The 20259-nt window shown below is 69.1% G+C and carries 22 protein-coding genes; 11 read left to right on the forward strand and 11 right to left on the reverse strand.

From position 1 onward, the window contains the following. Positions 1–2: 2 nt before the first annotated feature. The 7 genes from RS82_RS11185 to RS82_RS11215 all read left to right on the forward strand — a co-directional run bounded on the left by RS82_RS11185 (position 3) and on the right by RS82_RS11215 (position 6079). Entirely contained in the window at positions 3–878 is an 876-nt protein-coding gene (locus RS82_RS11185) for an ABC transporter ATP-binding protein (RefSeq protein ID WP_084695586.1), read from the forward strand. Beyond that, the gene (locus RS82_RS11190) at positions 868–1794 is read left to right on the forward strand and encodes an ABC transporter permease (protein WP_045299410.1); all 927 of its coding nucleotides are present in this window, start codon (positions 868–870) and stop codon (positions 1792–1794) included. The genes RS82_RS11185 and RS82_RS11190 overlap by 11 nt, the downstream gene beginning before the upstream one ends. Further along, on the forward strand, positions 1791–2597 hold the full coding sequence (cobA, locus tag RS82_RS11195) for a uroporphyrinogen-III C-methyltransferase (RefSeq protein WP_045299412.1): 807 nt from the start codon (positions 1791–1793) through the stop codon (positions 2595–2597). Before RS82_RS11190 ends, cobA begins: the two co-directional genes overlap by 4 nt. After that, positions 2594–3991, forward strand: coding sequence for an FAD-dependent oxidoreductase (locus RS82_RS11200; RefSeq protein ID WP_045299414.1), 1398 nt, complete (start codon positions 2594–2596; stop codon positions 3989–3991). The genes cobA and RS82_RS11200 overlap by 4 nt, the downstream gene beginning before the upstream one ends. Further along, complete coding sequence (gene fdxA, locus RS82_RS11205) at positions 3988–4317, forward strand: ferredoxin (protein WP_045299416.1); 330 nt, start codon at positions 3988–3990, stop codon at positions 4315–4317. The genes RS82_RS11200 and fdxA overlap by 4 nt, the downstream gene beginning before the upstream one ends. After that, complete coding sequence (locus tag RS82_RS11210; protein ID WP_045299418.1) at positions 4310–5296, forward strand: NAD(P)/FAD-dependent oxidoreductase; 987 nt, start codon at positions 4310–4312, stop codon at positions 5294–5296. The genes fdxA and RS82_RS11210 overlap by 8 nt, the downstream gene beginning before the upstream one ends. A 96-nt stretch (positions 5297–5392) precedes the next feature. After that, positions 5393–6079 carry a hypothetical protein gene (locus RS82_RS11215; protein ID WP_045299419.1) on the forward strand — a complete coding sequence of 229 codons (687 nt, stop codon included), beginning with the start codon at positions 5393–5395 and terminating at the stop codon, positions 6077–6079. Positions 6080–6089: 10 nt separating this feature from the next. On the opposite strand, the gene RS82_RS11220 is transcribed toward RS82_RS11215, so the two are convergent. From RS82_RS11220 to RS82_RS11240, 5 genes are all read right to left on the reverse strand, one after another. After that, positions 6090–6740, reverse strand: coding sequence for a PadR family transcriptional regulator (locus RS82_RS11220; protein ID WP_045299420.1), 651 nt, complete (start codon positions 6738–6740; stop codon positions 6090–6092). Positions 6741–6963: 223 nt separating this feature from the next. Then, positions 6964–7764 (reverse strand): ABC transporter permease, encoded by an 801-nt coding sequence (locus RS82_RS11225; RefSeq protein ID WP_045299421.1) that lies wholly within the window; start codon positions 7762–7764, stop codon positions 6964–6966. Between the two features lie 10 nt (positions 7765–7774). Continuing rightward, positions 7775–8698: an ABC transporter permease gene (locus RS82_RS11230; protein ID WP_084695587.1), complete on the reverse strand. Its 924-nt coding sequence runs from the start codon at positions 8696–8698 to the stop codon at positions 7775–7777. Between the two features lie 76 nt (positions 8699–8774). Beyond that, positions 8775–9950: an ABC transporter substrate-binding protein gene (locus tag RS82_RS11235; protein ID WP_211255915.1), complete on the reverse strand. Its 1176-nt coding sequence runs from the start codon at positions 9948–9950 to the stop codon at positions 8775–8777. Between the two features lie 68 nt (positions 9951–10018). After that, complete coding sequence (locus tag RS82_RS11240) at positions 10019–11053, reverse strand: ABC transporter ATP-binding protein (RefSeq protein ID WP_045299422.1); 1035 nt, start codon at positions 11051–11053, stop codon at positions 10019–10021. A gap of 126 nt (positions 11054–11179) precedes the next feature. Here RS82_RS11240 and RS82_RS11245 point away from each other — a divergent pair, with 126 nt between their 5' ends. Genes RS82_RS11245 through RS82_RS21825 form a run of 3 tightly spaced genes read left to right on the forward strand, consistent with a single transcriptional unit; the run spans position 11180 to position 13739 of the window. Further along, entirely contained in the window at positions 11180–11965 is a 786-nt protein-coding gene (locus RS82_RS11245) for a FadR/GntR family transcriptional regulator (RefSeq protein WP_045299423.1), read from the forward strand. After that, positions 11962–12714 (forward strand): cache domain-containing protein, encoded by a 753-nt coding sequence (locus tag RS82_RS11250; protein WP_045299425.1) that lies wholly within the window; start codon positions 11962–11964, stop codon positions 12712–12714. Before RS82_RS11245 ends, RS82_RS11250 begins: the two co-directional genes overlap by 4 nt. A 32-nt stretch (positions 12715–12746) precedes the next feature. Then, positions 12747–13739: a hypothetical protein gene (locus tag RS82_RS21825; RefSeq protein WP_052676787.1), complete on the forward strand. Its 993-nt coding sequence runs from the start codon at positions 12747–12749 to the stop codon at positions 13737–13739. A gap of 5 nt (positions 13740–13744) precedes the next feature. On the opposite strand, the gene dcd is transcribed toward RS82_RS21825, so the two are convergent. From dcd to RS82_RS11275, 4 genes are all read right to left on the reverse strand, one after another. Then, the gene (dcd, locus tag RS82_RS11260; protein ID WP_045299427.1) at positions 13745–14350 is read right to left on the reverse strand and encodes a dCTP deaminase; all 606 of its coding nucleotides are present in this window, start codon (positions 14348–14350) and stop codon (positions 13745–13747) included. Positions 14351–14462: 112 nt separating this feature from the next. After that, entirely contained in the window at positions 14463–16196 is a 1734-nt protein-coding gene (gene poxB / locus RS82_RS11265) for a ubiquinone-dependent pyruvate dehydrogenase (RefSeq protein ID WP_045299429.1), read from the reverse strand. 51 nt (positions 16197–16247) lie between these two features. Then, positions 16248–17210, reverse strand: coding sequence for a Dyp-type peroxidase (locus RS82_RS11270; protein WP_045299431.1), 963 nt, complete (start codon positions 17208–17210; stop codon positions 16248–16250). Between the two features lie 272 nt (positions 17211–17482). Further along, positions 17483–18622: a PucR family transcriptional regulator gene (locus RS82_RS11275; RefSeq protein WP_045299433.1), complete on the reverse strand. Its 1140-nt coding sequence runs from the start codon at positions 18620–18622 to the stop codon at positions 17483–17485. Between the two features lie 187 nt (positions 18623–18809). Between RS82_RS11275 and RS82_RS11280 the strand changes: the two genes are divergently transcribed. Continuing rightward, positions 18810–19166 carry a UBP-type zinc finger domain-containing protein gene (locus RS82_RS11280; protein ID WP_045299438.1) on the forward strand — a complete coding sequence of 119 codons (357 nt, stop codon included), beginning with the start codon at positions 18810–18812 and terminating at the stop codon, positions 19164–19166. A gap of 46 nt (positions 19167–19212) precedes the next feature. Here RS82_RS11280 and RS82_RS21365 read toward each other — a convergent pair whose 3' ends face one another. Both RS82_RS21365 and RS82_RS11285 read right to left on the reverse strand, forming a co-directional pair. After that, positions 19213–19350 (reverse strand): hypothetical protein, encoded by a 138-nt coding sequence (locus tag RS82_RS21365; RefSeq protein ID WP_157005527.1) that lies wholly within the window; start codon positions 19348–19350, stop codon positions 19213–19215. A gap of 85 nt (positions 19351–19435) precedes the next feature. After that, the gene (locus RS82_RS11285) at positions 19436–20251 is read right to left on the reverse strand and encodes a helix-turn-helix domain-containing protein (RefSeq protein WP_052676788.1); all 816 of its coding nucleotides are present in this window, start codon (positions 20249–20251) and stop codon (positions 19436–19438) included. Positions 20252–20259 lie beyond the last annotated feature (8 nt).

Below are 20259 nucleotides of genomic sequence, written 5' to 3' on the forward strand. Positions count from 1 at the left end.
ACATGAGCACCGCTCCCGCCTCCGCCTCCGGGTCCGCACACGCGGGCCCGGAGGCGGGCGCGCCCGCTCCGGCGGGCACGACCAAGCCGCTCGCGCCGAGCTTCGACAGCGTGACGCCGGTGCCCGTCGCGGCGCCCGCACCCCCACCCGCGGTGCGCGTCGACGGCGTCTCCAAGCGCTTCGGCGCCGGGCCGGTCGTGCTCGAGGACGTGTCGCTCGACATCGCGCCGGGCGAATTCGTGTGCCTCCTGGGCGCGTCGGGATGTGGCAAGTCGACTCTGCTCAACCTCATCGCGGGCCTCGACCGGCCCACCGCGGGCCGCATCGAGACTCCCGACGAGGGCTCGGCGGTGATGTTCCAGGAGTCGGCACTCATGCCGTGGCTCACGGCCCGCCGCAACGTCGAGCTCGCCCTGCGTCTGCGCGGCGTCCCGCGGGGGGAGCGTCGCGAGAAAGCGCTGTCACTGCTGGATGCCGTGAATCTGGCGGATGCCGCGGAGAAGCGTCCTCACGAACTCTCGGGCGGCATGCGGCAGCGCGTCGCCCTCGCCCGCGCGCTCGCTCAGGACAGGCCCGTCCTCCTGATGGACGAGCCGTTCGCAGCGCTCGACGCCATCACCCGCGACCTCCTCCACGAGGAGCTCGAGCGCGTGTGGCGTGCCACCGGACGCACCATCGTGTTCGTGACCCACAACGTCCGCGAGGCCGCCCGCCTCGGTCAGCGCGTGGTGCTGATGGGCAGTCGCCCGGGTCGCATCGTGCAGCAGTGGCAGATCGCGAAGACCACGGGCCGTCGTATCGAGTCCCCCGAGGTCGCCGCCCTCTCGGTGGAGATCACCGAGCAGCTGCGCAAGGAGATCCGCCGAAATGCCGCATGACACCACCGCGACCATCGCTCGCGACACGATCGACGCGAAATCGGTGCTGCCCGACGACCTCCGCAGCCTCTCGACGGGGCTCGACCGGCTGCAGACCGACGCCGAGCGCGGTCCCAGCCGCTGGCGCCGCTTCGCCCAGAGCGTCGTGCCTCCCGTGGTCTTCGTGATCCTCCTGATCGTGGCGTGGCAGCTGTACGTCGTGATCGCTGAGCCTCGGCCCGACAAGGTGCCCAGCCCCGCCGATGTCTGGAACGCGCTCGGCCTCGCGTGGGAGACCGGCCGCCTGCAGGAGGCCGTCGCGACGAGCCTCGAGCGCGGCGTCGTCGGCTTTCTCATCGCGATCGTCGTCGGAACGCCCCTCGGCCTGCTGCTGGCAGAGGTGCGCCCGATCCGGCGCGCCGTGGGGCCGATCATCTCGGGTCTGCAGGTCCTCCCGTCCGTCGCGTGGGTGCCTGCCGCCATCATCTGGTTCGGCCTGTCGGACGCCACCGTCTACTTCGTCATCCTCATGGGCGCCATCCCGTCGATCGTCAACGGCCTCATCGCCGGCATCGACCAAGTGCCGCCGCAGCTCCGCCGCGTCGGCACGGTACTGGGCGCCTCACGGTGGCAGCTGGCCACGTCGGTGATCCTCCCCGCCGCACTGCCGGGATACCTCGCGGGCCTGAAGCAGGGCTGGGCCTTCTCGTGGCGCTCGCTCATGGCAGCGGAGATCATCGCGACCGGCGGCTCGATCGGCTTCGGCCTCGGCTCGATGCTGCAGCAGTCGCGCGAGCTGGCGGACCTCGCCGGCGTGCTGGCGACGATCATCCTCATCCTCGCCATCGGCATCCTCATCGAGCTCGTCTTCTTCGGACCGCTGGAGCGACGGATGCTGAAGCGCCGGGGCCTGCTCATCTCGGGAGGTTCGCGATGACCGCGGTCGGCAAGGTCTGGCTCGTCGGAGCCGGACCGGGCGATGCGGGCCTGCTCACCGTGAAGGGCCTCCGCGCCCTCGAGGCGGCGGACGTCATCGTCGCCGATCGGCTCGGCGCGCGCGCGGTGCTCGACGGTCTGGAGGCCGACGGGATCGAGCTGCGCGCCGAGGTGGTCGACGTGGGCAAGCGCCCCGGCCACCACGCCGTGCCGCAGGACGCCATCAACGCGCTGCTCGTGCACCTCGGCCAGGAGGGCAAGACCGTCGTCCGCCTCAAGGGCGGCGACCCGTACGTCTTCGGCCGCGGCGGCGAGGAGCTCCACGCCTGCCAGGAGGCCGGCGTGCCCGTCGAGGTGGTGCCCGGCATCACCAGCGCCATCTCGGTGCCCGCGATCGCCGGCATCCCCCTGACCCATCGCGGCGTCGCGACGGCCTTCACCGTCGCCACCGCCCACGACCAGATCCAAGCCCTCGGCGGCGGCCGCGACCACACGGTCGTGCTGCTCATGGGCATCGGCACACTGGCGAACTCCGCGATCACACTGGCCCGCGGTCACCGCGGTGCGGACTGCCCCGTCGCCGTCGTGGAGGACGGCTACGGGCCACGCCAGCGGGTCACCGTGGGCACGCTCGCGACCATCGCGCACCAGGCCGCGGAACGAGGCATCCGTTCGCCCGCCGTCGTGGTCGTCGGCGACGTCGTCCGGCTCAGCCCCTACGCGCCCGCCGAGCTCGCGACCCTCGATCTCTCCCAGTACGACCCGCTCGCACCCGAGCGCCTCCGAAAGGCCCCCACGCAGTGACTTCCTCGAGCCTCCAGAACCTCCGCGTCGCGATCGTCGGCGCCGGTCCCGCCGGCATCTACGCGGGCAACATCCTCACCAACTCGGTCGTCGAGGCGGGCGGAACCGTCGCCATCGACCTGTTCGAGTCGCTCCCGGCACCCTACGGACTGATCCGCTACGGCGTCGCGCCCGACCACCCCCGAATCAAGGGCATCGTCAACTCGCTGCACGAGATGCTGGATGCCGGCACCACGCGCTTCATCGGCAACGTCGAGGTCGGCCGTGACATCTCGATCGACGAGCTGCAGGAGCGCTACGACGCCGTGATCCTCGCCACCGGCGCGATCCGCGACGCCGCGCTCGACATCCCCGGCATCGATCTCGAGGGCTCCTACGGCGCGGCCGACTTCGTGGCGTGGTTCGACGGCCACCCGGACGTGCCCACCGAGTGGACGCTCGACCAGCGCGAGGTCGCGGTCATCGGCAACGGCAACGTCGCACTCGACGTCGCCCGTATGCTCGCCAAGCACGCCGTGGACCTCCGCTCGACCGAGATCGCCGACAACGTGCTCGCCGGACTCGAAGCCTCGGCCGTCACCGACGTGCACGTGTTCGGCCGCCGCGGCCCCGCCGACATCAAGTTCACGCCCATCGAGCTGCGCGAGCTCGGCGAGGTGCCGAACGTCGACATCGTGGTGCACGACGAGGACTTCGCCCACCTCGAGGGCATCGTGCCGGCGAACAACCAGCTGAAGGTCATGCTCCGCATCCTGCAGAGCTGGCGCACACGCGAGTCGACCGGGGCCAGCCGCCGCCTGCACCTGCACTTCTACCACTCGCCCGTCGAGGTGCTCGGCCACGGCAGGGTCGAAGCCGTCCGCTTCGAGCGCACCGAGCCCACCGGCGAGGGCAGCGCGGTGCGCGGTACCGGCGAGTTCCGCGAGATCGCGGTGCAGCAGGTCTACCGGGCCGTCGGGTACTACGGCACTCCGGTCATCGACGCGCCGTTCGACGAGAAGGCCGGCGTCGTCTCGAACGTCGAGGGACGCGTGAAGGATGCTGCGGTGACGGGTGACACGGAGGCTCCCGTGATCGCCGGGCTCTACGCCACGGGCTGGATCAAGCGCGGGCCCGTCGGCCTCATCGGCCACACGAAGTCCGACGCGATGGAGACCATCGCGCACCTCGTCTCGGACGTCCGGGATGGACGCCTGTCGGCCCCGACCGTGGACGCAGACGTGCTCGACGTGCTCGAGGAGCGCGAGGTCGCCTACACGACATGGGACGGCTGGCTGGCCCTCGACGCGCACGAGCGCGAGCTGGGTGCGAACCACCTTCACACGCGCGAGCGTGTCAAGGTCGTGCCCCGCGACGAGCAGGTCGCGATCTCGCGAGGAGCGCTCGTCCCGTGACCTACGTGATCGCCCTGCCGTGCGTCGATGTGAAGGACCGCGCCTGCATCGACGAGTGCCCGGTGGACTGCATCTACGAGGGTGAGCGGTCGCTGTACATCCACCCCGACGAGTGCGTGGACTGCGGCGCCTGCGAGCCGGTGTGCCCGGTCGAGGCGATCTACTACGAGGACGACCTGCCGGAGGAATGGCAGGACTACTACACCGCGAACGTCGAGTTCTTCGACGACATCGGGTCGCCCGGCGGTGCGGCCAAGACCGGCGTCATCGCGAAGGACCACCCCGTCATCGCGGCGCTTCCTCCCCAAGGAGACGGCCATGACTGAAAGCGCTCGCCCCGACCGCGACGCCCGCCCCGCCGCGCCCTCGACCGAGGTCGACGTCGTCATCGTCGGCGGCGGCCCCGCCGGGCTGTCGGCCGCGCTCAACCTCGGACGCGCCCGCGCGTCCGTCGTCCTCGTCGACGCCGGTCGTCCGCGCAACGCCGCGACCCTGCGTTCGCACGGCTTCCTCACGCGCGACGGGGTTCCGCCGCTCGAGCTGCGCAAGCTCGCACGCGCCGAGCTCGCCGCCTACCCCGATGTGCAGGTGTTCGACCGCACCGTCGTGACCGCGCTGCAGGAGCGGGACTGCGGCGAGGGACTCCGCTTCCTCGCGGCGCTCCAGGGCAGGGGCGCCGGTATCCCGCCCGCGGTCGCCGCGCGCTCCGTGCTCGTCGCGACAGGGCTGCGCGAGACGCTCCCGGCCATTCCCAGCCTGCGCGCCTTCTACGGAATGACCCTCTTCAGCTGCGCCGCATGCGACGCATGGGAACTCCAGGACCGGCCGCTCGCCCTCATCGGCGAGACCCGCGACCTCGCCGCGCGGGCCCGGCTCATCGCCCGCTGGACCGACCGGCTCACGGTCTTCACCAATGGCACCGATGCCGTGGACACGGTCGAAGAGGCCGAGCTCGCAGCATCCGGGATCGTCGTCGAACGACGGGTGATCGACGACCTCGAAGGCGACCGCGGCACGGTGACGGCCGTACGCCTCGCCGACGGCGCGCGCGTCGAGATCGACGGCGGGTTCGTTCGCCCGCAGTGGCACCCGGCGCTCGACTTCGTGGGAGGAATCGACCTCGAGCGCGACGGGTCCGGCAACCTGGTGACCGATCGCTCCGGACGCACGTCGGTGCCCGGGCTGTATGCGGCGGGGGATGCCGCCTCCCCGGGTCCGCAGCAGCTCATCGTCGCCGCGGGCCAGGGTGCCCGGGCGGCGGCCGTGCTCGTTCACGATCTCGTCGGGGTGAGCACCGCTCACTGAGCCGGCGCGCACTTCCGAGGGGCGCCGCAGGGTGTTCACCGATCGGACACCCGTCCGTTCGGCTTCCGGACGCCGCGATCGACGATGATGTCGCCGATGTCCGACGACCTGACCGACGCCGCCGCGGGCGAGCTGCAGGCGCTGCGGCTGCGCGCCTACGGACCCGATGCCGACATCGACGACGATCCGCAGGCGCTGAGCCGGCTGCGCGAGCTCGAAGCGCGAGCCGCCGGTGCGACAGAGGCTGACATCCCTCTGGTCACCGTGGTCGCGCCTGCGACGACCGGGCAGGACGAACCGACGGACGCGGTGTCGGTCGTGACGGTCCCGTGGTGGGAGCGACACCGCCCGCTCCTGTGGGGCGGATCGCTGCTGCTCGCGGTGCTTCTCGGCGCTGTGGTGGCGTCTGTGCAGCTGCCGTCGGGTCGAGAGCAGGTCGCTGTCCTCGGCGAGGACGCCGATGGGCTCTGGCCGGAGCAGATGTGGGGCGCGCGGCCGCCGGACGGCGTGACGTTCGATGAGTACCTCGGCCTCACCGCGATCGCCTCTGCCCGCGACTTCGGCAACGGCACCAACAGCACGTGCCTGTGGGTGTACGACTCGGACTCGGTCAACTTCGGCCTCTCGGCCGGATCGTGCGCCACCGGTTCGGCCCCCTCGTCGACGACGATCGCCGTCACGGCGCAGGCGCCGCCGGCCCTGCTCGAGGAGTTCGCCGAGGGCACCACGCTGCAGTTCGTCCGCGAGGGCGACCGCGTGATCGTCTACGCGCAGCGACCGTAGGAGCGGCGCGTCACCAGTCGGTGCGCTGGTCGCCGGCGAGCGCCTCACGGCCCGGCGCCAGCATGTCGCGCACCTGTCCGCCGTGGGTGCGGGCGGGCGCGACCGTGTCGGGCCAGTCGGCGATCTGCTGCTCGGCCCACTCGGTCCACGAGACGACGTGGTCGTAGTGGCCGATCATGAACGTGTTGGCGAGCGCGAACAGATGCCTGCGCTCGGGGAACGTGCCGCCGGTCTCGCTGATGAAGGAGGCGTAGCGCGCGAACATCTCGCGGTACTCCAGGGCCTGCTCCCGGGTGCGGGCGAGGGTCGCGCGGAGGTCGTCGAGGGAGCCCTGGTCGGAGAGCAGCACCCGCACCATGCCCTCGAACTCCACGGTCGGCGGACGCACCGGGGTGCGCAGCCACGCTGCGAGCGCCTCACGCCCTTGCGGCGTGATGGAGTAGATCGTGCGGGCGCGCTTGCCGGTGTGCTCCTGCCGGGTCGCCACGAACCCGTCGGCATGGAGGCGGTTGAGCACGGCGTACCGGCCGCGGTCGGCGGACGGCCAGAGCTCCGAGACGCCACGCCCGAGCTGCTCGGCGAGCTGGTACGCCGACCAATCGCTCCCGGCCAGCAGACCCAGCGTGAGGTATCCCGTGATCGAGGGTTCGCGTTCGGGCACGACAGAGCTCCTTCCCGTAGGCAGTCGGGTCGCGTCGCGGAACAGAAGGTCGCCCCGCGGACGCAGGAACGACCATATACTGCAGATTGCAGTAACCATCGGCACGGCAACCTGTGTGGGGACACGGGCCGTCGCCGTGGGTGGGACTACGCGTGGGGACGCGGGCTCACCTTGGCGGCGGGCGATCTGGGGATCGCCCGCCGCACATCTTCCCGCCCGAGGGTCAGCGCCGGGTCTGCTCCGAGCCCGACAGCCGCTGCGCGAGGTAGATGGGCACGATCGACACGATCACCAGGACCACGGCGATGACCGAGACGACCGGCGCCTGGTTCGGGCGGAACATGTTGTTGAGGATGTAGATCGGCAGCGTGGTCACTCCGGACCCCGCGGTGAACGTCGTGACGATGATCTCGTCGAAGCTCAGCGCGAACGCGAGCAGCGCCCCGGCGAGAAGCGCCGAACGCAGCTGCGGGAAGGTCACGAGGCGGAACGTCGTCCAGATGCCGGCCCCGAGGTCGGCCGACGCCTCCTCGAGATTCGTCCCGGTGCGGCGGAGGCGCGCGATGACGTTGTTGAAGACGGTCACGATGCAGAAGGTCGCGTGCGCGATCACCACCGTCCAGATCGACAGCGGCACCCCCACGATGGTGCGGAAGAAGTTGTTCAGCGCGATGCCCGTGATGATGCCGGGCAGCGCGATCGGAAGGATGATCAGCAGCGAGATCGCGTCACGGCCGAAGAACTCGAACCGCTGCAGCGCGAGCGAGATGAGGGTGCCGAGCACGAGCGAGATCGCCGTCGCGACCAGCGCGATCACCACACTCGTGCCCACCGCTTCGAGTGCGCCCGTGCTCTGGAACGCCTTGCCCCACCACTCCAGCGTGAAGCCGGGTGGTGGCCAGCTGAGCGATGTCGACGTCGAGAACGAGTTGACGAGGACCACGAACAGCGGCAGATAGACGACCAGCAGGATCAGCACAGTGACGACGCCGAGTACCGTGCGGGAGAGTCGCGAGAGTCGCATCGCCGGGTTCCTAGAGGTTGTTCAGGGCGCCGGTGCGGCGCACCAGGGCGAGGTAGCCGAAGATGATCACGATCGGGATGAGCGCGATCGCCGCCGCGAGCGGCAGGTTGTTCGCCGCCCCGACGTTCGTGTAGACGAGGTTGCCGAGCATCTGGTTGGTGCCGCCCACGATGTTGACGGTGATGTAGTCGCCGAGCGACAGCGAGAAGGCGAAGATCGTGCCCGCGATGATCGCGGGGAACGCCAGCGGCAGAACGACGGAGACCAGCGTGCGCCAGGACTTGCCCCCGAGATCAGCGGATGCCTCGAGCAGCGAGTCCGGTACGCGCTCCAGCCCTGCGTAGATGGGCAGGATCACGTACGGCAGCCACAGGTACGACAGCGTGATGACCGTCGCGGTGAGCCCATACCCCGGAGTGTGCAGGCCGAACGGGGCGAGGATCCACTCCAGGATCCCCTCCTGCGACAGCACGGCTCGCCAGGCGTACGCCTTGACGAGATAGCTCGCCCACAGCGGCATCAGCACCGCGATCACGAGCAGCCGCTGCGCGCGCGGCGACGCGACCTTCGCCATGTAGAACGCGATCGGGAGCGCGACCACGACGTCGATCACGGTCACCAGCAGCGCGATGCCCACCGTGCGCAGGGTCACCGTCTGGTAGAGCGAGCCGGTGACGACGGTGACGATGTTGTCGAGCGTCCACTCCGTGATGATCTCGCCGGTGAAGGAGTCCACCTGCCAGAACGCCGTCACCAGCAGCAGGGCGAGCGCCACGATGTACACGACGACCAGCCAGAACAGCGGTGCCGTCAGGAGGAACGCCAGCCGGAACCGCGGATGCGCGCTCAGCCACGCCGAAGAGCGTCGCGCGGGCGTCACGCGGGGCGCCGGCACCGTGCGGGCCGGCGGCGGAGCAGTCGCGGTGTCGGTCATCGAGTGCCTCCGGGTTCGGGGTCGGTCGATGCCGGGGGCGGCGGCATCCGTCCACCCCCGGCGTGCTGCGAAGGGATCAGCCCTTGATCTCGGACCAGGCCTCGGTCCAGGCCGAGTAATCCATGCACTCGACGTCGGTGCGACCGTCGAGGCACTCGGCGATCGGGGTCGTCCAGTACCAGATCTGCGATGCGTAGTCGGCGTCACCAGCGTGGTACGCCTCGCAGTCCTCGCGATAGTCGCAGGCCGCGTCGTTCGACGGCGCCTCGCCGAAGTACGAGGTGGCCACGCCGTTGACCTCCGGGCTCGCGATCCAGTCGAGCCACGCGTACGAGCAGTTCGGGTGCTTCGTCGTGGAGGAGATCATCCACGTGTCCGACCAGCCGGTGGCCCCCTCGTCGGGCAGCACGACGTCGGTGGTCGCGCCCTCGCCGGCGAGGACGTTCTGGATGACCTGCCACGTCGTGCCCGCGACGGAGTCGCCGGTCTCGAACGCCTGGATCTCCTTCAGGTAGTCGGACCAGTACTCGCCGACATGCTGGCGCTGCTCCTTGAGCAGGTCGACGGCCGCCTGGAACTGCGTCTCGTCCAGCGCGTAGGGATTCTCGATCCCCAGGTCGGGCTGGTGGGCCATCAGGTAGACGGCGGCGTCCGCGATGTAGATCGGGTTGTCGTACGCCGTGATCTTGCCCGAGTAGTCCGCCGCGTCGTCGAAGACGACGTCCCACGAGGTGGGCGCCGGCGTCACGACATCCGTGTTGTACAGGAGCAGGTTGGCGCCGTAGCCGTGGGGCACGCCGTAGTGCTCGCCGTCGACGGTGTTCCACGGCTGGTCCTTGAGGAAGTCGTAGATGCCCTCGTAGCTCGGGATGAGGTCCACGTTCACCGGCTGCACGTCACCCGCCGCGACGAGGCGGAGCGAGGCGTCGCCCGAGGCCGAGACGACGTCGTAGTCGCCGGTCTTCATCAGGGTGACGGCCTCGTCCGAGGTGTTGAACGTCTTGGACGTGACCTGACAGCCGGTCTTCTCCTCGAACCCCGAGACCCAGTCGTAGTCGGGGTCGTTGCTGCCGTCCTCGACATAGCCGGCCCACGCGATGATCGAGACTTCGTCTTCGTAGTCTCCGAGCTCGTCGACGGCTTCCGTCGGCGAGCTGCTGCCGCTGGACGTGCCGCAGCCGGCCAGGACGGCGATCGACCCGACCGCCAGGGCGGTCGCGGCGAACCGCGCTCCGCGTGATGTGCGCATCATGGTGTTTCCTCTCGGGTGCTGTGCTGCTGTGTTCCGGGGCTCGGGCGCCCAGGTCTCGGGGCCGGGTCTCACGTGCCCGGCGGGATCAGGGAGACGACGTCCTCGTCGTGCCACGTGACGTGCACACGGTTTCCGCGATCGTCGTCCGCCAGGCGGGTGCGGTCGTTGCGTTCGAGCACGGTCACCCGCATGCCGGCATCCAGGTCGATGACGCGACGGATGCCGCTTCCCACGTAGATCGACTCGACCACGGTCCCCTCGGCCGAGTGCTCTCCCGGCGCCGAGGCGGCCGACGAAGCCAGCGTGAGCTTCTCGGGGCGGATGGAATGCTCGCCCTCTCGCCCGATGAGGGCCGCGGACCGCTCGTGGTCGAACAGGTTGGATGTGCCCACGAAGTCCGCCACGAAGCGCGACGCCGGACGCTCGTACAGATCCTGCGGAGTGCCGAGCTGGATGATCCTGCCGTCGTGGAAGACCGCGATCCGGTCGGAGAGCGTCAGCGCCTCCTCCTGATCGTGCGTGACGAAGATGAAGGTGATGCCGAGGTCGCGCTGGATCTGCTTGAGCTCGACCTGCATCTGCTCGCGGAGCTTGAGGTCGAGCGCGCCGAGCGGTTCGTCGAGCAGCAGCACCTTCGGCTGCACGACGGTGGCGCGGGCGAGCGCGACCCGCTGGCGCTGACCGCCCGAGAGCTGCGACGGCTTGCGCGCGGCCAGCTGGTCGAGGCGCACCGCGGCGAGCGCCGTCATCGCCAGGTCGCGGCGCTTCGCACGCCCCATCCCCCGGACGCGGAGCCCGTAGGCGACGTTGTCGAGAACCGTCATGTGCGGGAACAGCGCGTAGTCCTGGAAGACGGTGTTCACGTCGCGGTCGAAGGGCGCCTTCTTCGTGACGTCCTGTCCGAACAGCTGGATCGTGCCGTCGGTCGGCTGCTCGAAGCCGGCGATCAGCCGCAGCACGGTGGTCTTGCCCGATCCCGAGGGCCCCAGCATCGAGAAGAACTCGCCGGCGGCGATCTCGAGGTCGACGTGGTCGACGGCGGTGACGGCCCCGAACTCCTTCGTGAGGCCGGTCAGCCGGATGGCGGGCTGCTGCGCGGTCATGGACGTCTCCCTCGATGTCGATGCAACTAAATCATATGGATCCATATGTCAAAAGAGGAGTGGCCGTGTTACGGTCGGGTCACAGTTGCGGAGGACGAGTTCTTCCGCCGTCCACACGGGAGCCTGATGCCGCACGCGACGGGAAGAGTCGACGCCGCCCGCGCCGTCGTCTTCGCCCCCCTCGACGGCACCGGCAGGGCCGAGCTCGTCGAGAAGCGGCTCACCGATGCGATCGTGACCGGCGTCCTCCACGACGGCGAACGGCTGCCCACAGAAGCCGACCTGTCACGCAGCCTCGGGGTGGCCCTCGTCACCGCGCGCGAGGCGCTGGAGGTGCTGCGCGACAAAGGGCTCGTCAAGACGCGGCGCGGCCGCGACGGCGGCAGCTTCGTCACATTCGACCGCGACGCCGCGACCCGTCTCCTGGAGAGGCGGCTGCGCGAGCTCAGTCGAATCGAGCTGCGCGACTTCGCCCTGCACACCTCGGCGATAGCCGGCACGGCGGCCGAGACCGCCGCAGGCCGCGCGAGCGACGACGATGTCGAGACGCTCGAGCGGATCGCCGACGCCGCTGATCTCACGACGGCCGGCGGCGCGCGGCGAGCCGTGAGCCGGTTCCAGCTCGAGGTCGCGGCGGTGAGCCAGTCGCCGCGCCTCGTGCACGAGGAGATGCGCCTGCAGGGAGAGGCGGGCTCCCTCCTCTGGATGTGCCTGCGGGAGCAGGAGTACCGTGACCGCAGCGCCATCGCCCGTTTGCGGGTCATCGACGCCATCCGCGACGTCGCACCCGACGAGGCCCGCGCGGAGACGATCACACATATCAACAGCGCCTTCGAATGGCTCATCGACGAGCGAGCGCGCATCGACGCGCGCACCGAGGACGCGGCATCCGACCCGAAGGACGTCCCATGACCACCATCGCGACGAGGTCTCCGGCCGATGTGGCGATCAGCGTCGCCGCGACCATCGACGGCATCTTCGCCATGATCGACGGATGGCGCGATCTGCTCGAGGAGCAGCTCGCGCCCGCCCCCGCGCTGACGACGCAGGCGATCGATCCGCTCGTCGAGGCATTCGCGGTGCCGGCCGTCTCGGGAGAGACGCTGCTCACCGGCGCGGGTTTCGTGGCGGCGCCGGGCGCGCTGACGGACGCCGAATGGCACCTCGCCTGGTGGCTCGGAACCACCGGCTCGACCCACGGGGTGCGCCGGCTGGCCACGATCGACGACCCGACCCACGAGCAGTTCCGCGACTACACCGCACTGGAGTGGTGGCGTGTTCCGCAGGCGACCGGCACCCGGCACCTCACCGGCCCGTACGTCGACTACGTGTGCACCGACGACTACACCGTCACGATCACCACGCCCGTGGTGCGCGACGGTGCGATGATCGGCGTCGTCGGCGCGGATGCCCTGGTCGACCGGCTCGAACGCGTGCTCCTTCCTGTGCTGCGCGCGGGCGAGACGCCTGCGACCCTCGTCAACGCCTCGGGTCGGGTCGTGACCTCGACCGACGCGCGCCGCGAGCCGGGCTCGATGCTGCGCGATGACGACCTCACCGCCGCCGTGCGGGCGCTGTCGCCGGTTCCCGTCCGCCTGCCCGGCGGCACGTCGGTGCTCGCCTGCGGCGACACGTCGCTCGCCCTCGTCGTCGGAAGCTAGCGGGCCGGGCGCGATGGGGAAGGATGGCCTCGATGTCAACGCCGACCGACTCCTCGCGTGACGAGCTCGCCGAGCTCCGCGAGCGCGCGTACGGACGCGACGCCGACATCCACGACGACCCGGCGGCTCTGGCCAGGCTGAGCGAGCTGGAGGAGCAGGCCGCCGCCGCGAGCGCCGCGAGCATCGCGGCGAGCGCGCGTCTCTCGACCAATGGCGGAGCCCCGCGCAGGTCTGCGTTCGAGGGCGACGAGGAGGGCGCGGAACGGCCGGGGCTCGCCCCGCCCGCATCGGAGGAGACGGATGTCGCGGCCTCGGCGGACCCGATCGCCCCGGATCGCGACGAGCACGGCTCCCCCTCCCCCGCGAACGCTCCGAGCGCGGACGACCGCGCGGGCGCAGCGGTCCCCACGCCCGCTCATGTCGCCGCTGGCGCGTCGGCGGGAGTCTCCTGGCGCGTGGGCCCGGCTGCCGACTCGGCAAGCGACGCCGGTGACGACGTCGTCGATCCCGACGCCACGAAGACCCCTGAGGCGGCGGCCGTCCGCCCGTGGTGGCGGCGCATCCCCGTCCTGTGGGCAGCCTCTGTCGTCGCCGCGGTGCTCGTCGGCGCCGGGCTCACGGTGCTCGTGCAGAGCATGGAGGCGGGCCGGGTCGGCGTGCTCGGCGTGGATCCCGACGCCGATTGGCCCGAGGAGGTCTGGGGCGGCCCGACGGAGGACTCGCTCGCCTTCGAGTCGTTCTACGGCCTGTCGGTGCTGTCGCAGCCTCAGGTGACGGGCGACGGCACCCAGGGGGAGGTGCCCTGCCTGATCGTCTTCAGCGGAGTGGGCGACAACCCGTCCTATCTCGGCGGTTCGTGCGGCGCGGGCTCGTTCCCCGCGCAGGCGGCGTTGGTGGTCGGAAGACAGGCACCGTCGGAGCTGCGCGAACGCTTCGCCGAAGGCACGGCGCTGCAGTTCGTGCTCGATGGCGAGCAGGTGCACGTCTACGCGCGCGAGCCGGAGATCGTCGAGCCGGCACCCTGAGGGTTTCAGGCGCCGCGGCTCCCGGCATCCGTCGCGCCCACGTCGCTGCGGTGGAAGTTCTGGAAGGAACGGGATGCGGTGGGCCCGCGCTGCCCCTGATACCTGTTGCCGTACGGCCCTGAGCCGTAAGGGCTCTCGGCGGGCGAGGTGAGGCGGAAGTAGCAGACCTGTCCGATCTTCATGCCCGGCCAGAGCTTGATGGGCAGCGTCGCGACGTTGGAGAGCTCGAGCGTGACGTGGCCCGAGAATCCGGGGTCGATGAAGCCCGCGGTCGAGTGGGTCAGCAGGCCCAGGCGGCCGAGCGACGACTTGCCTTCGAGGCGAGCCGCGATGTCGTCGGGGAGAGTGATCTGCTCGAAGGTCGAACCGAGCGCGAACTCGCCCGGGTGGAGGATGAACGGCTCCTCGGGGTCGACCTCGATGAGGCGCGTCAGCTCGGGCTGGTCCTCGGCCGGATCGATGAACGGGTACTTGTGGTTGTCGAACAGCCGGAAGTACCGGTCGAGCCTCACATCGACACTCGAGGGCTGCACCATCGCGGGGTCCCACGGGTCGAGCGCGAGGCGCCCCGCGTCGATCTCGAGCCGGATGTCGCGGTCACTCAGCAGCACGGAGCCAGCCTATCCGGACCGTGCTGTTATGCTGGCCGGGCGCCGTAACAGGCGCACGAGCGCCGGGAACCAGTTGGACACCGCCGCAATTCGAACTCCAGGCGCCACCGGCTCAGTGGAAGAGGCGCCGCCACACGTTCGTGTCCGCCAGATCGAGTAGCTCGTCGCCGCGGCCGGAGAACACCGTTCGAAGCGCATAGAGCGCGAATCCCTTCGCCTGCGCCGCGGTGATGGACGGCGGGATGCTGAGCTCCTGTCGAGCGACGACGACGTCGATGAGCGCGGAGCCAGGCTCGTCGAACGCGCGCTCCAGCGTCTGAGCCAGCTCGCTCGCCTTCTCAACTCGGTACCCGGCGATGCCCGATGCCTGGGCTATGGCGGCGAAGTCGGTCTGTGCCAGGTCCGTGCCGAAGTTCACGGTGCCTGCGGCCTTCATCTCCAACTCCACGAAGTTCAGGGAGGAGTTGTTGAAGACGACGATCTTGACGGCCAGGTCGTTCTGCCGGATGGAGATCAGCTCTCCCATGAGCATCGAAAGCCCGCCGTCGCCGGCCAGGGCGACCACCTGACGGTGAGGCGCGGCGGCGCGGGCGCCGAGGGCCTGCGGTACGGCGTTCGCCATCGAGCCGTGGCTGAACGATCCGATGAGTCGGCGCTCGGGTGTCATCTTGAGGTAGCGGGCGGCCCACATGACCGGTGAGCCGACGTCGGCGGTGAAGATGGCATCCTCGTCGGCGAGGTCGTCGATCAGCTTGGCGAGGTACTGCGGGTGGATGGGTTCCTTGCCGTCGTCGTTCGCCAGCTCGTCGAGCTCCTTCCGCGTGGAGCGGTAGTGCTTGAGGCTGTCGTTCAGGTGGTCGTCGGAGCGGCCGTCGCGAATCAGCGGAACGAGAGCGCGTGCGGTCTCCCCGACGTCACCGACGAGTCCGACATCGACGGGCGTCCGACGCCCGAGCTGTTCTCCGCGGATGTCGACCTGGATGATGGTCGCCTTCTCCGGGTAGAACTCGCGGTACGGGAAGTCCGACCCGAGAATGAGAAGGACATCGCACCGCTCCATCGCGCGGTACCCGGAGGCGAAGCCGAGCAGCCCGGTCATTCCGACGTCGAACGGGTTGTCGTACTCGATGTGCTCCTTGCCGCGGAACGCGTGAACGATCGGAGCCTTCACCTTCCCCGCCAGCGCGAGCACCTCGGCGTGCGAGCCTTCCACACCGGCGCCGGCGAGGATCGTGACGTTCTTCACGGTGTTCAGCGTCTCCGCGGCCCGTGCGAGCTCCTCCTCGCCAGGCAGGATGCGGGGCGTCGTGGCACGAATCGGTGCGGAGGGACGGCGGATGGGCGCATCGCGGTGGAAGATGTCGCCCGGGACGACGACGACTGCCACGCCCCTCTTCTCAACTGCGGTGCGCATCGCGGTCTCGAGGACCCACGGGAGCTGTGCGGGATCGCTGACCAGTTCGACGTAGTCGCTGCACTCGCGGAAAAGCTCCTGCGGGTGGGTCTCCTGGAAGTAGGAGCTGCCGATCTCCGGACTCGGGATGTGGGAGGCGATGGCCAACACCGGCACTCGGCTTCGCTGCGCGTCGAACAGCCCGTTGATGAAGTGCAGGTTGCCGGGTCCGCAGCTGCCTGCGACGACCGCGAGCTCACCGGTGACGTGCGCTTCACCGGCGGCGGCGAACGCAGCAGCCTCCTCGTGGCGGACGTGCATCCACTCCAGTTCCCCGGAACGCCTCAGCGCATCCGTGAAGCCATTCAGCGAGTCCCCGGGAAGGCCCCATACACGAGTGACCCCGGCTCGGACGAGGGTGGAGATGAAGAGGTCGGCGACGTTCTGCGACATACGTCCACGCTACGTTGGGGCGGCGCGGGCGGCTCCGACAGTTGACGAATCTCAGGGCGTGGAGGTCACGTCCTCCAGCTCTTCGAGCACGTCGGCCGGCGGTACGAAGAACGCGGAGCCGGTGATGGGCGTGGAGAAGTCCAGCAACCGGTCGTGCAGTCCTGGTGGGTCGCCGATGAACATCCGCTCGAGCATTTTCTCGATGACGGAGAGGCGACGTGAGTAGCCGATGAAGTAGGTGCCCATCTCGGTTGCCGGGCTACCGAACGGCATGTTGTCGCGGAGGATGTCGTGCTCGACGCCCTCGTCGTCGACGATGGTCGCCAGCGTCTTGTGTGCCTTCTGACCTGACTCCGCATCGTCGAGTTCGACGCCATCGGACTTTCGGCGGCCGATGATGGCCTCCTGCTGCTCGGTCGTCAGTGCATTCCACTTGTCCAGCGGGTGCGTGTACTTCTGCACCACGACGTAGCTGCCGCCGATCCCCGCCGGGTCTTCCTCCCCGATGAGCGTCGAATCGGGAAGGTCGGGACCGACCGGGTTCGCGGTGCCGTCCACGAATCCGAGGAGGTCCCGGACATCGAAGTACCGGAAGCCCTCGGTCTCATCCACCACGGTCACCGCTGAACCGAGCTCTTCGAGCAGGAGACGCTCGAACTCGAAGCAGAGGTCTCGGCGGTTCGAGCGGATGTGGAAGAGCAGGTCGCCAGGGGTGGAGGGCGCCTCGTGCACAGCACCGCGCACCGGCGCAAACGTGTGCAGCTCGGCCGGGAGGGGGCGGCCGGTGAGCTCTGCCCACACCCGCGCCCCGATACCGACGGTGCAGGCGAGCGCCGCATCGAGGTCACGGAATCCGACGGTCTTCAGCAGTCCGGAGAGGTCTGACAGCGCTGAGCGGACCGAGGCGTACGCATCGGTGCTGTCGCTGACGGTGACGACGAGGAACACCGCCGACCCTGTCAGCGGAGCATCGACACTCTGGGGGGCGATGGGCACGCGTCTGGTCTTGCTCATGCAATCTCCACCTGCCGAGTGTACGAACCAAGAACGCTTCGCACACTGGCTCTGACAGGGCTACCTACGGTCGCGCAATCTCGACTGGCGTCGTTCTCGCAGAACTCGCCATGCTCCTCGCCCTCCCGTCGAAAGAACCGCAGTCGGTGATGAGCTTCGCGAGCTTCCGCGTCGACGGCTTCCGAATCGCCGCCTGGCACCAGATCCACGCCTGGAGAGGACAAGACAACGGCCGTCACCCTCGTACATGGATACCTTTCACAGGGATGACCTCAGACCCCGGCGGCCGCCCACAGTCGGTCGAGCTTGAGAGCCAGGTGCAGAGTGCTCCGCTGCATCCCGTCCGCGAGAGCGGCCTTCACAAGGTCGGGGAGGTTGTCGAGGCGGTAGTACAGGGTCGTGCGGTGGATGTGCAGCTGTTCGCACGCAGCACGTACGTGGCCGGCGGCGTCGAGGTACGCCTCCACCGTCTCGCGGTTCGTGTCCCCGAGCGCGCAGAGGAGCTCCGCCGCAGGTGACGCCACCGCGAGGAGCCCACGATGGCCTTTCACTGCCTGCAGCAGCGCCCACCCACCCAGCCCGTCGCCACTGGTGACATCGGCGAGCTCCGGGATCGACTGGCTGAGTTCGGCTGCCGTCAGCGCTGCGTGCGCGGATCGGGCAAGATCTTCGTCTTCGGGGCGAAGCGCTGCAGTGCCGACGGTTTTCAAGGCAACCTGCTGACTGAGGGCCCACGCGCGGATGAGGGCGTCGATGTCAGAGCCCACTTTGACTCGGCTGGTGATGATGAACACGGCGTCGTCGCGTTCCCTCAGCACCTCGGCTCGGCCGGGAAGGTTTCTGCAGAGGGCATGCGTCAGTCGCAGCCGTTCCAGCGGGCCGACCTCGTCGTCGTAGACCAGCGCGTGCACATCGGACTTGTCGTGGCGATCCACCCACCGTTGCTTCGACGCGCGGCGAAGGCTTGCCCTTCTGATCCCAGGGTCCGCGTCCAGGAGGTTGCGGAGAACGGTCCGCCGCCCTTCCCCGCCGAGTGTGGGCCGGGAGTGAGCCGTCCAGAGCAGCTCGGCCGCGATGTCTACGACCGCCAGCTCCGTCGAGCGAAGCTCTTGGTCTCGCGCTGCGATGAGAGCCCATCCTGTGACGTCACCGTCTACGAGCAGCGGCACGGTGATCCATGAGGCGTCGGCTTCAGCACCGGAGGCCCCCCGTCCCCGGTGCTGAGCGCCGCGCGCTGTCTCCCGAAACCAGTCTTGAACGATGTCGGTCGGGCTGGACACGGACCCGCGCTGGAGAAGCTCGTAGTCGTCCGCGCGGTAGCTAACGCCGACGACGGCGCCTTCCCGGTCCACGACGACCACAGAACGAGCGAGCTCATGTGCGAGGTGCTCGACGATTCGCTGGCCTTCCATGGTGCTCTCCTGTTCCTCGACGGTGCGCGATAAAGGAACGGTACGTCCGCGGCTCAGGAGTGCGCGTGGGCATGATGGGACTACCCACAGGCTGTCCCTGACGTCACCAGGCAGAGCTCATCGTGACCCACGACGTTTGCGACGCCTGTCTGATTCTCCCGATGCATGCCGTGCTTACCGTTGCCGGATGGACGACCAGATCGACCAGAATGTGCCGCCGACCGGGAACGGTTGCCGCGAATGCCTCGACCAGGGTTCGTGGTGGCTACACCTGCGACGGTGCGCTGCGTGCGGGCATGTGGGCTGTTGCGATTCGTCGTTGAACAAGCACGCCGCCCGCCACTTCCGCGACACCGGACACCGTTTCGTTCAGAGCTTTGAACCGGGCGAGGACTGGTGGTGGGACTATCTCGAGGAGGTCGACCTCTCCGGGCCACTTCTGTTCCCGCCGACGCAGCATCCGGCCACGCAGAGCGCACCCGGACCGGAGGGACGCGTCCCCGTCGACTGGGAATCGCGGCTGCTGTCGCAGGAAGAAGACTGAGCGTCGAGGGAGGGAGCGGTGATAACGCTCCCTCCCTCGAATAAGGTCAGTCGGCGGCCTGCCAGTCGATGCCGGCTGCGGAGCCGCGCGCCCACTCAGGCAACAGTCCGTGGTCGTCGAAGTCTGAGCTGCTGAGGAGGAACGTCGGTACGGCCGGGAGCTTCCAGTTCGGGTCGTTCGTCATTAACCGTTCGGGCGCGCGCTGCAGCTTGTGCGTTTGTCGTGACCGTTCCGACATTCGTCGAAGGGCACCGCGAACAGGATCCGTTCTACGCGGCGACACCGAGAGACAGCGCGAGGTTCCGGATGACGGAGTCCGTGAACGACCCTTCCTCGGCCGTGTACACGGTGACGGTGTGGCCGTTGAAGTCGGGGAGGGTGAAGTTCTGGATGTCGACGCACAGTTCACCGAGTCCCTCCACCGTCGCGCGTACCTCGTAGTTCAGGGGGACGTTCACTTCGTGCAGCTTCCACAGGCGGGCGAAGTCGCGGTCGGCTGCAACGGATTGGAGGACCTCGCGGTGCCGGGAAGACCTCTCGTCCGTCCGATAACGGAAGGCTGCGACAGTCTCCCTCGCGGTCCGCTCCCAGTCATCCAGCGTCCGGCGCCGGTCGTCTGAGAAAGTCAATTGAACCGCGTTCACGCCGGCTCTGATATCACCCTGCGACACTGCGACCATGAGGTCATTCGCGGCCACGATGTCGAAGTTGCAATCCATGATGTACGCCGGTGTGAAACGCCAGCGCCGTAGCACCCTGTCGAGCGCCTCGCGCGCATGCGGTGCGTGAGTCGACACCCGAGGGGCGCCGATTCCGGCGAGACGATAGAGGTAATCGGTTGACAACACGCTGAGCTGCAGAGCGCGCGCTATCGCATCCAGCACCTGGCGGGACGGACTGCCGACGCGTCCTTGCTCGAGCCTCATGTAATACTCGCTGCTCATCCCAGCGAGCCGCGCAACCTCATCTCGACGAAGCCCAGGGACGCGTCTGCCCGCTTCACGAATCAGGCCCACGTCCTCCGGCTGGCAGGTATCGCGTCGCGCTCGTAGAAAGTCTCCCAGCGTGGCGCTGTACATCACCATCCTCGACT

The sequence above is a fragment of the Microbacterium trichothecenolyticum genome (assembly GCF_000956465.1).
Lineage (GTDB): Bacteria > Actinomycetota > Actinomycetes > Actinomycetales > Microbacteriaceae > Microbacterium > Microbacterium trichothecenolyticum.

Coding starts and splice junctions, on each gene's coding strand:
- RS82_RS11185 (WP_084695586.1), top strand. CDS start 3: ATGAGCACCGCTCCCGCCTCCGCCTCCGGGTCCGCACACGCGGGCCCG.
- RS82_RS11190 (WP_045299410.1), top strand. CDS start 868: ATGCCGCATGACACCACCGCGACCATCGCTCGCGACACGATCGACGCG.
- cobA (WP_045299412.1), top strand. CDS start 1,791: ATGACCGCGGTCGGCAAGGTCTGGCTCGTCGGAGCCGGACCGGGCGAT.
- RS82_RS11210 (WP_045299418.1), top strand. CDS start 4,310: ATGACTGAAAGCGCTCGCCCCGACCGCGACGCCCGCCCCGCCGCGCCC.
- RS82_RS11215 (WP_045299419.1), top strand. CDS start 5,393: ATGTCCGACGACCTGACCGACGCCGCCGCGGGCGAGCTGCAGGCGCTG.
- RS82_RS11225 (WP_045299421.1), bottom strand. CDS start 7,764: ATGCGACTCTCGCGACTCTCCCGCACGGTACTCGGCGTCGTCACTGTG.
- RS82_RS11230 (WP_084695587.1), bottom strand. CDS start 8,698: ATGACCGACACCGCGACTGCTCCGCCGCCGGCCCGCACGGTGCCGGCG.
- RS82_RS11235 (WP_211255915.1), bottom strand. CDS start 9,950: ATGATGCGCACATCACGCGGAGCGCGGTTCGCCGCGACCGCCCTGGCG.
- RS82_RS11240 (WP_045299422.1), bottom strand. CDS start 11,053: ATGACCGCGCAGCAGCCCGCCATCCGGCTGACCGGCCTCACGAAGGAG.
- RS82_RS11245 (WP_045299423.1), top strand. CDS start 11,180: ATGCCGCACGCGACGGGAAGAGTCGACGCCGCCCGCGCCGTCGTCTTC.
- RS82_RS11250 (WP_045299425.1), top strand. CDS start 11,962: ATGACCACCATCGCGACGAGGTCTCCGGCCGATGTGGCGATCAGCGTC.
- RS82_RS21825 (WP_052676787.1), top strand. CDS start 12,747: ATGTCAACGCCGACCGACTCCTCGCGTGACGAGCTCGCCGAGCTCCGC.
- poxB (WP_045299429.1), bottom strand. CDS start 16,196: ATGTCGCAGAACGTCGCCGACCTCTTCATCTCCACCCTCGTCCGAGCC.
- RS82_RS11270 (WP_045299431.1), bottom strand. CDS start 17,210: ATGAGCAAGACCAGACGCGTGCCCATCGCCCCCCAGAGTGTCGATGCT.
- RS82_RS11275 (WP_045299433.1), bottom strand. CDS start 18,622: ATGGAAGGCCAGCGAATCGTCGAGCACCTCGCACATGAGCTCGCTCGT.
- RS82_RS11280 (WP_045299438.1), top strand. CDS start 18,810: ATGGACGACCAGATCGACCAGAATGTGCCGCCGACCGGGAACGGTTGC.
- RS82_RS21365 (WP_157005527.1), bottom strand. CDS start 19,350: ATGACGAACGACCCGAACTGGAAGCTCCCGGCCGTACCGACGTTCCTC.
- RS82_RS11285 (WP_052676788.1), bottom strand. CDS start 20,251: ATGGTGATGTACAGCGCCACGCTGGGAGACTTTCTACGAGCGCGACGC.